Source organism: Desulfacinum infernum DSM 9756 (assembly GCF_900129305.1).
Classification (GTDB): Bacteria; Desulfobacterota; Syntrophobacteria; order Syntrophobacterales; family DSM-9756; genus Desulfacinum; species Desulfacinum infernum.
In genome coordinates this window covers 23,902-39,291 of sequence record NZ_FQVB01000022.1, presented here as the reverse complement: position 1 = coordinate 39,291, position 15,390 = coordinate 23,902, and the positions used below count along the sequence as shown (strand labels likewise).

The 15,390-nt window shown below is 63.3% G+C and carries 14 protein-coding genes; 2 read left to right on the top strand and 12 right to left on the bottom strand.

Going from position 1 to position 15,390, the window contains the following annotated elements:
• Window positions 1–113: 113 nt before the first annotated feature.
• Window positions 114–746 (top strand): redox-sensing transcriptional repressor Rex, encoded by a 633-nt coding sequence (locus tag BUB04_RS11660; RefSeq protein ID WP_084076437.1) that lies wholly within the window; start codon window positions 114–116, stop codon window positions 744–746.
• Here the strand turns inward: BUB04_RS11660 and BUB04_RS11655 are convergent.
• From BUB04_RS11655 to BUB04_RS11625, 7 genes are all read right to left on the bottom strand, one after another.
• Entirely contained in the window at window positions 743–3,307 is a 2,565-nt protein-coding gene (locus BUB04_RS11655) for an excinuclease ABC subunit UvrA (protein WP_073039741.1), read from the bottom strand. The two genes, BUB04_RS11660 and BUB04_RS11655, sit on opposite strands and share 4 nt — an antisense overlap.
• Window positions 3,308–3,534: 227 nt before the next feature.
• On the bottom strand, window positions 3,535–4,581 hold the full coding sequence (pdxA, locus tag BUB04_RS11650; protein WP_073039683.1) for a 4-hydroxythreonine-4-phosphate dehydrogenase PdxA: 1,047 nt from the start codon (window positions 4,579–4,581) through the stop codon (window positions 3,535–3,537).
• A 15-nt stretch (window positions 4,582–4,596) separates the two neighbouring features.
• Window positions 4,597–5,508 (bottom strand): quinolinate synthase NadA, encoded by a 912-nt coding sequence (gene nadA / locus BUB04_RS11645; protein ID WP_073039681.1) that lies wholly within the window; start codon window positions 5,506–5,508, stop codon window positions 4,597–4,599.
• Between the two features lie 15 nt (window positions 5,509–5,523).
• Window positions 5,524–6,267, bottom strand: coding sequence for an outer membrane lipoprotein periplasmic chaperone LolA (gene lolA / locus BUB04_RS11640; protein WP_073039679.1), 744 nt, complete (start codon window positions 6,265–6,267; stop codon window positions 5,524–5,526).
• Between the two features lie 19 nt (window positions 6,268–6,286).
• Window positions 6,287–8,500: a DNA translocase FtsK gene (locus BUB04_RS11635; RefSeq protein WP_073039677.1), complete on the bottom strand. Its 2,214-nt coding sequence runs from the start codon at window positions 8,498–8,500 to the stop codon at window positions 6,287–6,289.
• 12 nt (window positions 8,501–8,512) lie between these two features.
• Window positions 8,513–10,192, bottom strand: coding sequence for a ribonuclease J (locus BUB04_RS11630; RefSeq protein ID WP_073039675.1), 1,680 nt, complete (start codon window positions 10,190–10,192; stop codon window positions 8,513–8,515).
• Entirely contained in the window at window positions 10,189–10,956 is a 768-nt protein-coding gene (locus BUB04_RS11625) for a lysophospholipid acyltransferase family protein (protein ID WP_073039673.1), read from the bottom strand. The genes BUB04_RS11630 and BUB04_RS11625 overlap by 4 nt, the downstream gene beginning before the upstream one ends.
• Before the next feature lie 214 nt (window positions 10,957–11,170).
• Here BUB04_RS11625 and BUB04_RS11620 point away from each other — a divergent pair, with 214 nt between their 5' ends.
• Window positions 11,171–11,632 carry a single-stranded DNA-binding protein gene (locus BUB04_RS11620; protein WP_245795179.1) on the top strand — a complete coding sequence of 154 codons (462 nt, stop codon included), beginning with the start codon at window positions 11,171–11,173 and terminating at the stop codon, window positions 11,630–11,632.
• 157 nt (window positions 11,633–11,789) lie between these two features.
• On the opposite strand, the gene BUB04_RS11615 is transcribed toward BUB04_RS11620, so the two are convergent.
• Genes BUB04_RS11615 through BUB04_RS11595 form a run of 5 tightly spaced genes read right to left on the bottom strand, consistent with a single transcriptional unit; the run spans window position 11,790 to window position 15,324 of the window.
• A complete protein-coding gene (locus BUB04_RS11615; RefSeq protein WP_073039669.1) occupies window positions 11,790–12,014 on the bottom strand; it encodes a twin-arginine translocase TatA/TatE family subunit in 225 nt (74 codons plus the stop codon).
• 21 nt (window positions 12,015–12,035) lie between these two features.
• A complete protein-coding gene (locus tag BUB04_RS11610) occupies window positions 12,036–12,437 on the bottom strand; it encodes a hypothetical protein (protein ID WP_073039667.1) in 402 nt (133 codons plus the stop codon).
• 47 nt (window positions 12,438–12,484) lie between these two features.
• Entirely contained in the window at window positions 12,485–13,792 is a 1,308-nt protein-coding gene (gene hemA / locus BUB04_RS11605; RefSeq protein WP_073039665.1) for a glutamyl-tRNA reductase, read from the bottom strand.
• A gap of 12 nt (window positions 13,793–13,804) precedes the next feature.
• Window positions 13,805–14,626 (bottom strand): c-type cytochrome biogenesis protein CcsB, encoded by an 822-nt coding sequence (gene ccsB / locus BUB04_RS11600; RefSeq protein WP_073039739.1) that lies wholly within the window; start codon window positions 14,624–14,626, stop codon window positions 13,805–13,807.
• Window positions 14,608–15,324 carry a precorrin-2 dehydrogenase/sirohydrochlorin ferrochelatase family protein gene (locus BUB04_RS11595; protein ID WP_073039663.1) on the bottom strand — a complete coding sequence of 239 codons (717 nt, stop codon included), beginning with the start codon at window positions 15,322–15,324 and terminating at the stop codon, window positions 14,608–14,610. The genes ccsB and BUB04_RS11595 overlap by 19 nt, the downstream gene beginning before the upstream one ends.
• Between the last annotated feature and the right edge of the window lie 66 nt (window positions 15,325–15,390).

Sequence of the window (15,390 nt, the reverse complement as noted above, 5' to 3'; positions counted from 1 at the left end):
ATTCGGCCTTCTTTTCAGAGAGGCCATGTGAACAGACGCACAACTCCGGCCCCTTTGCGGCCGAAATGCACAGGTATCAACCAGGACCACCAGACCACCGATGAGGGTTGAGGATGAAATTTGCCAAGATCCCCATGGCGACCATCAACCGCCTGTCCATTTACATGCGCACGCTCCAGGAGCTGTTGGAAGAGGATGTGGAGGTGATCTCGTCCGAGCGGCTCGCCAAGCAGTGTGGGGTCAATCCCGCACAGATCCGCAAGGACCTGGCCTATTTCGGCGAGTTCGGCGTTCGGGGCGTGGGCTACCATGTGGCGGATCTGGTCAATCAGATCAAGGACATCCTCGGGCTCAGCCGCACCTGGAACCTGGCCATGGTGGGACTCGGCAACATCGGCTCCTCCCTCATCCGCCACGGAAACTTCGTCAAGCACGGCTACATCTTCACGGCGGCCTTCGACGTGGATCCCCAGAAGGTGGGAAAGAAGCTTCCCAACGGACTGATCGTCAACCACGTGGATGAGCTGGAAGACGTGGTACGCGAGCGTGACGTGCACATCGGCGTCATCGCCACGCCCGCCGGCGCCGCTCAAAGCGTCGCCAATCAGCTCATCCTGGCGGGCATCAACGGGATCCTCAACTTCGCCCCTGTGCAGATCCAGGTCCCCGACTGCTGTCACGTGGAAAACGTGGATTTCACCATCAAGCTGGACTGCATCGCCTACCACCTGTCCACAGGCGTCTAAAGGGTACGGAAGAACCTCGCCAGGGCCCGTGCCGTGTGGGACCCGCCCTTTTCAGCCAGCACCCGAGGCGGCCCCTCCGCCACCACCCGGCCCCCTTCCGGTCCGCCCTCCGGCCCCAGGTCGATCACGTGATCCGCGCAACCGATGAAGGGCACATGGTGCTCCACGACGATGACCGTGTGTCCCTGCTGCACCAGCCGGCGCAGGATCCACAGGAGTTTTTCCACATCGTGGATATGGAGCCCGCGTGTGGGTTCGTCCAGGATGTACAGGGTCTGGCCCTTCACGCGACACCCCAGCTCTCGGGCCAGCCTCACCCGTTGGGCTTCCCCGCCCGAAAGCGTGTTTCCGGGCTGCCCCAGCTGGAGATAATGGAGCCCCACATCCGAAAGGATCTGCAAGCGGTTTCGGATGGCCGGCAGATTTTGGAAAACCTCCAGGGCCTGTGCCACGGTCATGTGAAGCACGTCGGCGATGCTATAGCCCTTGAACCGAATCTCCAAGGTGGCCTCCTCGTAGCGACTCCCCCCGCAGGCCGGGCACGTCACAAACACGTCCGGCAGCAGAACCATGTCGATCCTCTGCCGCCCCTCCCCCTGGCACGCCTCGCAGCGACCTCCCTTGGTGTTGAAGGAGAAACGCTCCGCACGGTATCCCCTGGCCTTCGCTTCCGGAAGATTCCCAAAGAGGTTTCGTAGGAGGTCGAAGACCCCGGTGTAGGTCCCCGGCGTGGACCGGGGCGTGGTTCCGATGGGCGCCTGGTCGATCCGGAACACGCCTTGAAGATCCTCCCAACCCTCCAGTCCGTTATAGGGAAGCTCCGGCATGTTCCCTCGGTGCAGCCGGTTTCGGACCGCCGGGTAGAGGGTGTCCCTCACCAGGCTCGTCTTTCCCGATCCGGAGACGCCGGTCACACACGTGAGCCGCCCCAGAGGGAAAGCCACGCTGAGGTTTTTCAGGTTGCGCCCCTTCGCTCCCGTCAGGCGCAAAACGCCATGGCCTTGCGCCGCCCAAGACGAAACCCTCTCAAACCCGAGCTTCTTGGCACCGCCGGCGTATCGGCCGGTGAGGGACCCTTCGCAGCGCACGATCCCCTCCGGAGGGCCGCTGTAGAGCACCCTCCCCCCTTCGGTTCCGCCGCCTGGGCCCAGGTCCACCACGTGGTCCGCCCACCGAAGCACCTCCAGGTCGTGTTCCACCAGAAGCACCGTGTTCCCGGCATCGCGAAATCGAAAAAGCGTCCGCAGAAGGCGTTCACGATCGCGCGCGTGAAGGCCCACGCTGGGTTCATCCAACAGATAGAGCACGCCGGACAGGGGGGTGTTGAGCTGCTGGGCCAGACGCAACCGCTGGGCTTCTCCGCTGGAAAGGGTGCCGGCCCCCCGGCCGATATGGAGATAGTCCAGCCCAAGATCGAGAAGGGCGTCCACCCGCCGGAGGATTTCGCGGCGGGGTCCGGACGCCACCGCTTCCTTGGCGGGCTCCACCGAAAGGTTTTCCATCCATCGGCGAAAGGCCGGGAGATCCAGGGCACCCGCCTCCCCGAAGGAGCACCCGTCCAGCAGAACGGAGAGCGCCCGCTGGTTCAGGCGCGAACCCTTGCAGGACCCGCAGGGCTCACCCTCCCAGTGGGGTGCCTCCTCTGCCGAAGACTTCCCCCTGGCGGGCTTCGCCTTCTGCCCATAACCCAACCCCTGGCAACTCGGGCATGCGCCCTCCGGATGAAAGTGGGAAAAGAGCTGCGGCGTGGGCTCGGGGGCTTCCCACCCGCACCGGCCGCACACCCGGTTTTGGGAAAAGTAGACCTCTCCGCCGTCCAGGACCGCCACACCGGCCGTCCCCCGACCCAGCTGAGCGGCCAGTTCCAGGGAATCGGCCAGCCTGCGCGCCGCGTCCCTTGTGACCACCAGCCGGTCCACCACCACTTGAAGATCGTAGGTGCTTCGCCTGGGGAGAGTGGGAAGGGGGGCCAGGAGATGCACCCATCCCTCGAACCGGACCCGGGCAAACCCCTCCCGGCGGAGGCGCACGAGGGTCTTTCCCAGATCGGCGGCCGTCACGGGAGCCAGCGGCGCCAGAACGAGAAGGCGGCTCTTTTCGGGGAGGCGCTGAACCTCCTGCACCATCTCGGGAATGGTGTGGGCGCGGATGGGAACGCGGCAGGCGGGACAGGTGACCGTGCCCAGCCGGGCATAGAGGATCCTCAGAAAATCGCTGATCTCCGTGACCGTTCCCACGGTGGACCGGGGATCGGCCGGAAGACGCCTGTGCTGGATGGCCACCGTGGGGCTGAGTCCCTCGATGACGTCCACGTCCGGTCTTTCCTGGCGCCAGGGAGCCCCGAAGGCGAATCTGGAGGCGGGAAGAAACGCATCCAGATAGCGGCGGCATCCTTCCGCGTGCAGGACGTCAAAGGCCAGCGTGGACTTGCCGGATCCACTCACGCCCGTCACCACGATGAGGGAGTCCTTGGGAAGATCCAGGTCGATGTTCTTCAGGTTGTGCTGACGGGCCCCCCGGATGCGGATCAGCCGCCCGAGTCCTTCATCTTCCCTCGTCATGGCCGTCATCCCCGCCGGCCGTTCGTCCATAACTTGAAAGGAGCCTCTCTTTCATGGGGTTTCCCTATCCCCGCACGCTATCGCGGGCGGGGATAAACCCCGCCCCTACTCTTGGGGTTCATCCTCTTTCGCAGGGGCGGGCTTTACGCCCGCCCGCAGGGACCGCTCAGTGAGGGCTCGGCCCGTTCCTGCATCCATTTGGAACGGTACAGGAACGGCCCAGATCGTCAGCCGGGTATGCCCGCTTGCGCAAGGGACCGAAAACGCGCCATGGAGACGGCGGTCCGGACGGCGTGGATGAGGCTGGACGCCCGGGCCTTCCCCTGACCTGCTATGTCGTAGGCCGTGCCGTGATCCACGGAGGTTCGAACGATGGGAAGGCCCAGCGTCACGTTGACGGCTTCATCGAAGTGGACCAGCTTGACGGGGATGAGCCCCTGGTCGTGATACATGGCCACCACGGCGTCGAACTCCCCGTGATAGGCCCGGGTGAAGACGGTGTCCGGAGGATAAGGTCCCAGCACGCACCCGGGCCCGCAGACGGCATCCAGGGACCGGACCACCGGCTCGATGAGTTCCTTCTCCTCTGTTCCGAACCGGCCGGCCTCACCGGCATGGGGATTGACACCCGCCACGGCCAGCCGGGGTCGTGGAATGCCGAAGTCCCTTCGGAGGGCTTCCAGGGTGATGCGGATCGTCTCTTCGACGGCGGCGGCCGTAAGACGTTCGGGCACCTCGCGCAGGGCGCAGTGGATGGTCACCAGCGCCACGCGCAGCCGCGGCCCCGCCAGCATCATCACCACCCGGGGGGTGCCGCACAGGTGCTGGAGAAACTCGGTGTGGCCGGGAAACGAAAAACCGCTTCTGTGCAGCGCTTCCTTGTTGATGGGGCCCGTCACCACGGCGGCCACGCGCCCCTCCAGGGCCAGGTGGACGGCCGCCTCGATGTAGCCGATGGTGGCTCGGCAGGCCTCGACCGAAGGACGCCCGTAGGGGATCTGGCCTTCTTCGAGCCGGGAGGGTCGAAAGACGGGGATCCCCCTTTCCCCGGGCCGGATTTCTCTCACATCGCCCACCGGCCGGAAGGGAAGGGCGACATCCACCAGGCGGGCCGCACGCTCCAGAGCGGTCAGATCCCCCAGCACCAACGGGCGGCAGCACTCGCCGACCATGGGGTCGGAAAGCGCCCGCACGAGCACCTCCGGGCCCACGCCGCTGGGGTCCCCCATGGTCAGGGCCACCACGGGCCGGGTTGCCGAACCCCCCTTCGTCATGTTTCCTCCGCGGCTTCAAATGGCCAACATGCGTTCCACGGCCTGCAGGGCCCGCACCCGGACCTCCTCCGGCACCTGGATGCGGGGCGAGAGGGTCTCCAGGCTTCGAAGCACATCCTCCAGGGAGGTCTTCTTCATGTCCGGACACACCATGTCTTCGGAGACGGGCAGGAAGGTCTTTCCGGGATTGTCCCGTCGCATGGGGTGCAGGATTCCCACTTCGGTCCCGATGATGAAGGTGTCGCGGTCGCTTTCCCGCACATAGCGCAGCATGCCCGAGGTGCTGGTGACCACGTCGGCCAGCTCCAGGACTTCCGGCCGGCATTCCGGGTGGGCCAGAAAGACGGCCTTCGGATACTGCTTCTTGCGCGAGCGGACCGTCTCCGCCGTCAGGTTGTGATGGACCGGGCAGTAGCCCTTCCAGTAGAGGATCTTTTTGGATGTGTGCCGGGCCGCATACAAGGCCAGGTTCTGATCCGGGATCAGGTAGAGGGTCTGCGCGTCCGTGAAGGAAGCCACCACGCTGTTCACGTTGGCTGACGTGCAGCAGATCGTACTTTCCGCTTTCACTTCCGCCGTGGAATTGACGTAGGTGACGATGGGCACGCCGGGATGCTCTTCGGCCACACGCCGCACGTCCCGGGCGTTGATCATGTCGGCCATGGCGCATCCGGCCTGGATGTTGGGCAGCAGCACGACCTTATCGGGGTTGAGGATGGCCGCCGTCTCCGCCATGAAGTGCACGCCGCAAAAGACGATCACCTGGGCATCGGTTTCCGCCGCCTGACGGCTCAATTCCAGGGAATCACCGGTAAGATCGGCAACTTCCTGGATCTCCGCGGGCTGGTAGTTGTGGGCCAGGATGATGGCCTTGCGGGTCTCCTTGAGCTTCCGGATGGCATCCACAAGATTTCGGGATTCCGTCATTGTGACTTCCTTTCTCTATGGGGATACGGCCCGTTGGAGGGCCGAAATTTCTTCCGGTTCCAGTTTGCGTCCCGACGGGTCGATCACCAGCGTGTTCGGCCCGACGCTGAATTGAAAGAGCGCGGAAGGCAGGGAAGCCATCTCCCGGTGATGGGTGAAGCGAAGGCGATTGACGTTCCCCAGGGCGTCCCGAACCTCCATCTGCCAAACCAGGTAATCTTCGGTGCGGATCCACAGGCGCAGGGACTGGACCTGCGGATCCTCTTCCCGGGGCCTCAGGATCAGGACGGCGCTTTCGTCGGTGGAGGCGTCGGCGTCCATGCTGACCTCGAAGGAATCCTGGAGATCGAAGGTTCCTTCCAGCAGGGTACGCATGATGGGCGACCGGCGCATCTGGTCGGCGTCGAACAGAGAGATCTGGTCTTCTTCCGGCACGTGGAGCCAGGCCACGTCCCCGACGGTAACGAACACCTGCCGGTCCGGTTCCGTATATTCCCACCGCATCCGTTGGGGTTTTTGGAAATAGAAGGTGCCGCGGGCTTCCGTTGTGATGCTGGAAGCCGCCACGGAGGTGGTCCACTGGACGAAGTCCGCCGTGTAGGCCCGGACGTTGCGATAGCGCTCTTCGGTCAGGCGCAGGAGGTCCTGCGCGGTGGCCTGGGCGGATGTTTGCGCCGAAATGGGCGCAGGACTTGCGGCAAGGAACGCCCACAGAGCGAGAGAGGCGCAAAGTCCGATTCCGTATAGTTTTCGGTTCATGAGACCTTCCGGGTGCTTCTTACGATTCGAAGCCGTCCTTGGGGACCAGGACCTCCCGGGGCTTGCTGCCGTCCGAGGGTCCCACGATGCCCTGCTGCTCCATGATCTCGATCATGCGGGCCGCCCGGTTGTAGCCGATTCGAAGCCGGCGCTGGATCATGGAAATGGACGCCTGCCGGGTTTCCACCACCAGTCGGACGGCTTCCTCGTATTTCTCGTCCAGTTCATCGTCGGGAATGTCCTGGGCCACACCCGCATCCTCGAAATTCACCCGATCCGCCATGGGATCGTCACCCAGTTGCTGGCCCTTCCAGAAGGACGTGACCCTCTGCACTTCCGCGTCCGAGACGAAGGCGCCCTGGATCCGCTGGAGCTTGGCCGTCCCCGGCGGCATGAAGAGCATGTCGCCCGCCCCCAGAAGGGTCTCGGCCCCGTTGGTGTCCAGGATCGTCCGGGAATCCACCTTGGAAGACACCTGGAAAGAGATGCGGGTCGGGATGTTGGCCTTGATGATCCCGGTGAGAACGTCCACCGACGGGCGCTGGGTCGCCAGGATCAGGTGGATCCCCGCCGCCCGGGCCATCTGGGCCAGCCGCGTGATGTATTCTTCCACTTCCCGGGAGGCCACCATCATGAGATCCGCCAGCTCGTCGATCACCACCACGATGTAGGGCAGGTGGTGGTGGTCCAGAACGGTCCCGTTTTCCGTCTCGGCGGGTTCCGGGCGGCTGTCCTTGCGCGGGTCCGCCTTGCTCATCAGCCGGTTGTAACTTTCGATGTTGCGAACGTTCTTGTCCGCCAGCAGCTTGTAGCGCAGTTCCATTTCCTGCACCGCCCAGCGGAGGGCGCGGGTGGCCATCTTGGGCTCCGTCACCACGGGATGGAGCAGATGGGGGATCTTCTCGTAACTGCTCAGTTCGATCCGCTTGGGATCGATCATGAGCAGCCGAAGCGTCTCGGGGGTGTTCCGGTAGAGCAGGCTCAGGAGCATGGCGTTGATGCACACGGATTTTCCGGTTCCCGTGGCGCCGGCGATGAGCAGGTGCGGCATCCGCGTCAGGTTGGTGACCACCGGCTGGCCGGTGATGTCCTTTCCCAGGGCGAGGGTAAGTGGAAAGGTGGACGATGCGAAGGGTTTCGATTCGATGATGGAGCGCAAGGAAACGGCTGCCCGCCGTTCGTTGGGGATCTCGATCCCGATGGCCGCCTTTCCGGGGATGGGGGCCACCACCCGCACGCTCTCGGCCCGGAGGGCCATGGAGAGATCGTCGGCCAGGCCCACGATGCGGCTGATCTTGATGCCCGGCGCCGGGGCGTATTCGTACATGGTGATCACGGGGCCCGGGCTGATGCCCACCACCTGGCCTTGCACCCCGAAATCGGCCAGTTTTTCTTCCAGCACGCGGGCCTTCTCCTCCAACAGGGTGGGATCGGGCTGGGCGTCCTCGGCGTCGTAGAAGTCCAGAAGGTTGATGGCGGGAAGAGCATACCGTCCGGAAACCGCGGCCAGCTGCACCGGCTTGTCGTCCTTGGGGGGCTGGGGACGAACGGCGGCGGGCGGCTCAGGGTTCGGGGACGTCTGCCGCTTTTTCCCGGTCGCCTGGGATTTGGCCTTCGTAATCCGCACGGCCGATCTTTCTTCCCGGGGATTCCCCGGGGATCTCAGCGGTGGCAACGAAACGATCTTGCCGCCGATCCAGCGAAAAAGATCGAGAAACTTTCTTCCGGCGGCTTTCAGGGAAAAGGGCGTGGAAAGGATCAGGGAGATGAGAAAGAGGCTTCCCAGGAGGACATGGGCACCCAGGTCATTGACCCGGTCTCGAAGAAAGGCGGCCATGAGCGCCCCGATCTGGCCGCCGGCCAGCACCTGGGCCCCCAGGAAGGTGATTCTGGAGCCGTGGAGGGCGGCCAGGCCGATGAGGCTCAAAAGGAGCAGGGCGAGGCCCAGGACCTGGAGTCGGCCATAGGGCAGGGGGTCCTGTCCGCGAAGGAAGGCATAGCCGAGCCACAGGCCCACGGCCGGCAGCGCATAGGCCCCCACGCCCAAAAGAAAGAAGAGACACCAGGCCAGGTTGGCTCCCAAGGCCCCCACCCAGTTGTGCGGTGAGCCATGGCCGGCGGACGATCCGAAAAAGGTGGGATCCGCCGGATCGAAGGACACCAGGCTGCACCCCACCAGGACGGTGACCGTCAGGATGACCAGGGCCCAAATCTCTCGCTTCTTGTGTTCCACGGGGAATCTTTCCTAAATTTCCACAACGATGGGATAGATGAAGGGGCGCCGTTCCAGCACCTTCTGGAAAAAGCGCTTCAGTTCGCGGCGGATCTCCAGCTGAAAATCCCCGCAGTCCATCATCTCCCCTTCCGCCTGGTAGCGCTCCAGCAGATCGAGGATGAGGCACCGGGCCCCTTCCAGGATCTCCGGCTTGGTTTCTTCCAGGATGAAGCCGCGGCTCACCACGTCGGGCCCGTTGAGCACCTCCCGGTGCTCCTTGTTGATCACCAGCGTGACCAGGACCATCCCGTCCTCGGACAGATGGCGCCGGTCCCGAAGGACCAGGTCACACACGTCTCCCACGCCCTTGCCGTCCACGAAGACCCGGCCCGTTTCCGCCTGCTTGTGAACGGCCGCCCGGCCGTCCACGAAGGTGACGGCGTCGCCGTTTTCCACGATGAAGCAGTTTTCCGGCGGAAGCCCCACCTGCTGAGCCAGCTGCTTGTGCTTCACCAGATGCCGGTATTCCCCGTGGATGGGCACAAAATAGGTGGGGCGCACCAGGTTGAGCATCATCTTGAGCTCTTCCCGGTAGGCGTGGCCGCTCACATGAATGTCCTTGACCTGTTCGTGGATGACCTCCGCACCCTGCCGGTACAGGTGGTTGATGATGTTCTGGATGGCCCGCTCATTGCCGGGTATGAACTTGGAACTCAAAATGATCGTGTCCCCCGGCTTGATGGACAGCTTCCGATGCACGTTGAAGGCCATGCGGGTGAGCGCGCTCATGGGCTCGCCCTGGCTGCCCGTGGTGAGCATGAGCACACGATGGTCCGGGAGGCGCTGCAATTCGGCCAAGGTGGCCTCGTTTTCCGGGTCGAAATCCAGATAGCCCAGCTCCCGGGCGATCCGCACATTGGTCACCATGGACTTGCCGCTGAAAAAGACCTTCCGGTCGAAGTCCCGGGCCAGATGGAGCACCTGCTGAATGCGGTGCAGGTTGCTGGCAAAGACGGCCACGATGATCCGCCCCGTACACTCCCGGAAGATCTCCCGAAAGGTGTGTCCGATGTCCTTTTCCGACAGGGTGTAGCCTTCCCTTTCCACGTTGGTGGAATCGGAAAAGAGGGCCAAGACGCCCTGCTCCCCGTAGTGGCCGAAACGAGCCACATCCAAGCGTCGCCCGTCGATGGGGGTTTGATCCAGTTTGAAATCCCCCGAATGGATGAGGACTCCCTGGGGCGTTCGGATGGCCAGGCCCACACCGTCCGGGATGCTGTGGCAGACCTGAATGCACTCGATGTCGAAGGGGCCGATGGAGAAGACGTCCCGGGGACGCACCGTGTGCAGGACGGTTCTTTCCAGCAGTTTGTGCTCCCTCAGCTTTTCCTCCACGAGGGCCAGCGTGAGGCGGGTGGCGTAGATGGGGATGGGAAACTCCCGGATGAGAAAGGGAATGGCCCCGATGTGATCCTCATGGCCGTGGGTGACCACCAGGGCCCGCACCTTGTTGCGGTTCTCCCGAAGGTAGGTGAAGTCCGGGATGACGATGTCGATGCCCAGCATGTCCTCTTCGGGAAACATGAGGCCCGCATCCACCACCACGATGGTGTCGCCGTATTCCACGACCATCATGTTGAGGCCGATCTCACCCAAGCCGCCCAGCGGAACGACCTTGAGGGGCAAACGGGAGGGTTCCATGGGATTCATGATGCCGCCGAACGAACCTCCGTATCCGTGGATTCCGCCTCCAGGACGCCGCCTTCCCGAACTGTCAGATACTTGCGGATGGCTTCGCGCACCAGAAAGATCACCTCATCCCGGTCCTCCATGGTGAATCCCGCCGTTTCGATGGGATCCCCGATGGTCATGCGGATGCGCCCCGGCCGGACCAGCCACCCGCCCTTGGGCAGGATGGCGTGGGAGCCGCTCAAGCCGACGGGGACAATGGGTTGCCCCGATTTGATGGCCAGGATGATGCCCCCTTTCTTGAAGGGCTGGATCACGCCGTCCCTGCTGCGGGTGCCTTCCGGAAAGATGACGATGGACGTTCCCTCGCGCACCCGCCGGGATGCTTCTTCCAGACTCTCGAAGGCCTTTTTCCGATCCGCCCGATCGATGGGAATATAGCCGATCATTCGCATGGCATGACCGAACAGGGGGATCCTGAAGAGCTCTTCCTTGGCCAACCACCGGAACTGGACGGGAAGTTTGCCGAGAATGGTGAAGATATCGAACCAGCTCTGATGGTTGGCGGCATAGACCGCCGGTCGGTAGGGCTTGAGCCGCTCCAAGCCCATCACATCCACCCGGACCCCGGCGGCCCAAAGATTGAGGTTTCCCCAGATCCGGCCGCACAAATGGGCCCAGTCGCTCCGGCGGGTGAGGAGCACGATGCCGATGGCGCACAGACCCATGACAACGGTTGAAACCAGCAGCATGAGGTAGAAGAGGGCGGTTCGGAGATAGCGCATGGGCGCTCCCATCTTTTTTATAAGTGCCTAAAAAAGATTGCAAATTTTGTCCAGGACGAGAGTGTAGCCACTTTCACCCCCCGAGTCAACGCTGTCTTGTTGGCCATCGGCATCCTATGATATAGAGAACCAGTTCCAACGAAGGCCACGAATGGGCGCAAATAGGCGCCAATGTTTTCACATACCTTACACGGGGGACATCATGGCCAAAACAATGAATAAAGTCATTCTCATCGGCCGTCTGGGAGCCGATCCCGACATCCGCTACACCCAAAGCGGCACTCCCGTGGTCCGCTTCAACCTGGCGACCAACGAACGAGTACCCGTGGGTGAAGGCAATTGGGAGGACCGGACGGAATGGCACCGCATCGTGGTCTTCGGCAAGCAGGCGGAAGCCTGCGGCAATTACCTGGCCAAAGGCCGGCTGGTGTACGTGGAGGGCCGGCTCCGCACCAACCAGTGGGAGGATGCCCAGGGGGTACGCCGCTACACCACCGAGATCGTGGCATCCGACGTGGGCTTTCTGGACAGCGGGCGGGACGCCGCCGAGGGAACCCAGGCGCCCCAGGGCTCCTACCAAAGAACCCAGGGAGGCCCCAAGACGAACAGCGACGCTCCGTTTCCCGACGCGCTCCCCGAGATGTCCACTCCGCCGGACGACGACATTCCCTTCTAAACAAAAACGGGGCGACCTTCCGTCGCCCCGTCCTTCCACTGAACGATCACGGATAAGACTCATTTGCGTCTATTCGCGTTCATTCGCGGTTCCATTTCACGTCAAGAACTGTCCCGGGTCGGTCCGAACACCCAATCCGCCGTCCGATTTCGGGCTTTCAGCTCGCTTTCTTCTCCGATTCCGCCGAGGCCTGGGCGGATTCGATCTTTTCCACCGGTTCCGCCTTCTGCTCAGGCAGTTCGGCCTCTTGCGTCGCCTTCTTGAAATTTCGAATGCCCTTGCCGAGACCGGCGCCGATCTCGGGCAGCTTTCCCGCCCCGAAGATAATCAGCACGATCACCAGGATCACGAGCAGTTCAGGCATTCCGATTCCACCAATCATGGGAGGGCTCCTTCTTCTCAATTATTTTCCCAGAAGATCTTCCACTTCCTGCACTAACTGCAGGAACTCCTTGCTCCGTCGGTATTGGTCCAGCACCCGCTGGTGCTCCAGCCAGCTGTCCCACACCTGCATCCACAGGCTGTTGTGCCAGTAATACCTGGGGCGGTCCTGGACACCGTCCCGCCTGGCCCGATACTCCATGTATTCCTCTTGGCAGGTGCGGCAGAAGGGATACGGACCGGCATACTTTCCGTCCATTCGATCGCCTTCGTCCAGCTGAGTTCCGCATTTGGCGCACTTGAAGGCACACCGGGTGCACTGAAAGATCTTGCGCAGGGCCTCCACCTTGCGCCGGCGGACCTCCGCGTCCTTCTCGGATTTGAGGCTTTCGCACCGCCTGCCGAATTCAATGATGTCTGCCATGGAAACGACTTTCCCTTATGTTTCAAGCAGTTAATTTGCTCATATCACTATCCTTCTCCGGAGTCAAGGGACGGGGCGGACTGCCCCCGCTCTTCGTTCAGGTTGAAGAGCTGCTGGGTGAAGTCCACAAAGAGCCGTTTGGATTCCCGCGTGGATTTGTTCTTGAGGAAGACGATGGGGTCGTGCAGCATCTTTCGGAGGATGGAGTCCGTCAAGACGGCGATGGCCCGTCGTTCCTTTTCTCCCAAGTCGGGAAGCTGGGAAAAGGTCTTCTTGAGCTCCGCCTGGCGGATGGCTTCCGCCTTGCGGCGCAGGGCGATGATGGTGGGCACCACGTCCAGGGTCTGAAGCCACTGGTGAAAGCGGAAGGTCTCCGATTCGATGATGTGCTCCGCCTTCTGGGCCTCCTGGCGCCGCTCCGTGAGGTTGAGGTCCACAATGCCCTTCAGATCGTCGATGTCGTAGAGATACACGTTGTCCAGCCGGTTCACTTCCGGATCGATGTCCCGGGGCACGGCGATGTCGATGAAAAAGAGCGGCCGGTTCTTCCTGCGGCGCATCCTGGGCTTCAGGTCCCGATAGGTCACGATGGGTTCCACCGCCCCGGTGGAGCTGACCACGATATCCACATCCAGGAGCGTCTCCGGAAGGTTCTCGAAGGGGGCCGTGGAGGCGCGGAACCGGGCGGCCAGGTCCATGGCCCGGGCCAGGGTCCGATTGACCACCACCATGTCCCGGACCCCCTGCGCCAACAGGTGTTGAGCGGCCAGTTCCGCCATTTCCCCGGCGCCGATGAGCAGGACCCGCTTGTCCTTCAGTTCGCCGAAGATCTTCCGGGCCAGTTCCACGGCGGCATAGCTGATGGAAACGGCATGGCAGCCGATGTTGGTCTCCGTGCGGACCCGTTTGGCCACGGAAAAGGTCTTGTGCAGCAGGCGGTTGAGAACCACGCCCACGGTCTTGTGGCGGGTGGCCTCCCGGTAGGCGTCCTTGATCTGGCCCAGGATCTGGGGCTCTCCCACCACCATGGAATCCAGGCTGGAGGCCACGCGGAACAGGTGGCGCACCGCCTCCAGGTTGTGGTGCACGTAGGTGTGGGCTTCCAGCTGAGGCCGGGGCAGCCCCACGTGGGCAAACATGAGCTCCCGCACCTCCTCCAGCGCCCGGCCACCGTCGGACGTGGTGAAGAGAAATTCCACCCGGTTGCAGGTGGACAGGTAGAAGAGCTCATCCACCGCCCGGCACTGGCGGACCTTTTCCAGGGGGCTTTGGTCCAGGCGACACACCTGGGCGAGGCGTTCCCTCAGGGCCACGGGCGCCGTCTTATGGTTCATGCCGATGAGATAGATGTCCATGGCGCTGACCTCTTATTCGACAAAGATCGTGTGGTGCCCCTCCAAAAAGAGGTTCACCCCGAGAAAGGTGACGAGCACGGCGGAAAATCCGAAAATGGCCAGCCAGGCGGCGCGGCGCCCCCTCCAGCCCACGGCCAGCCGTTCATGGAGCAGCACGGCATAGATCAACCAGGTCAGGAGGGCGAAGATCTCCTTGGGGTCCCAGTTCCACGGCGACTTCCAGACGGTGCTGGCATAGAGGAAGCCGGCCAGCAGGCCGACGGTCATGAGCGGAAACCCGATGAGCAGGCAGATGTGGTTGATCCGATCCAGCCGTTCCAGCGACGGCAGCCGCGCGTAGAGGTGCCCCAGCCGCTTTTGCTTGATGGCCCGTTCCTGGAGCAGGTACATGATGGCCGCGGCGAAGGCCACGGCGAAAAGGGCATTGGCGGCGAAAAGGGCGGCCACGTGGACCACCACCCAGGTGCTTTTGAAAAGGGACCCTGAAGGGATGAACCGGGTGGGCAGCAGGGTGGATCCGAACATGAAGACCGCCGCCAACGGAGAGACGAAGCTCCCCAGGATGCGCAACCTCAAGCGCTGGGAAAGAATCAGGTAGGCGAGGACGAGGAACCACGCAAAAAAGGACAGGGCCTCCGGACTGGTGGTGACCGCCAGGTGCCCCTTTTCCAGGGAACGCAGGACGATGGCCGCCCCGTGGCACAGGGCTCCCGCCACAAGCACGCTCCAGGACGCCTTGTGCACCCCCTCCCGGTCCCGAACAAGAAAGATGAGATACCCCACGGTCCCCACGCAATAGAAGGTCACCGCCAGGGTCAGAAGGACGCTTTCCATGCCGCTTCCCATTCCCGCTCGATTTCAGGCTCCCCCAGCACTCCGCCGCCCACGCGGCTCACCGCCACCGGAATCTCCCGGAAGCGCTCTTGTCGAATCCATTCCAGGATGGGCAATTGGACCACGGCTCGAAACCATTCCTGGTTCCGCTCGGAATCGGCGCTGCGCGCCTGGACCGCCCGCCGCAGCCTCCCGAGAAAGTGCAGATAGACCTCCCATTCCGGCCCGAATTCCCTTTCCAGCCTTTCCCGGACCAACCGGGCCACGGCGGGGCTCAGGCCGGCCGTGCTCACCGCGACGGTCAGCGGCCCCCGCCGGAAGGAGGCCGGCACCAGGCAGGACCCCCACCGGGGGTCGGAGGCCATGTTGCACCATACCCCCCGGCTCCGGGCATCTTCAGCCACCCGGCGATTCAAGGCGCGGTCGCTGGTGGCGGCGAAAACCAGGGCCGCTCCCTCCAGCTGATGGGGCTCGTAGCCGGTGGCGATCCAGTGCACCTTTCCCCGGGAGGCCTGCTCCCTCCACCAGGCATTGAGACGTTGGGCCACCACCTCCACGCAGGCCCCGTGCTCCAGCAGTCGACGGGCCTTCCGCTCCGCCACCGTCCCGCCGCCGATCACCAGGCAACGCCGGTCCTTCAGGGACAAGAACAAAGGGCAGTAGGTCGTGAAATCCTCGTGCAGAAAAGGGTCCGCCACGCGCCTCTTCCTTTCGCAAAGAAAACCCCGCGCGCCGGGCGAGGTTATCGGCACAGATCGTGGCAA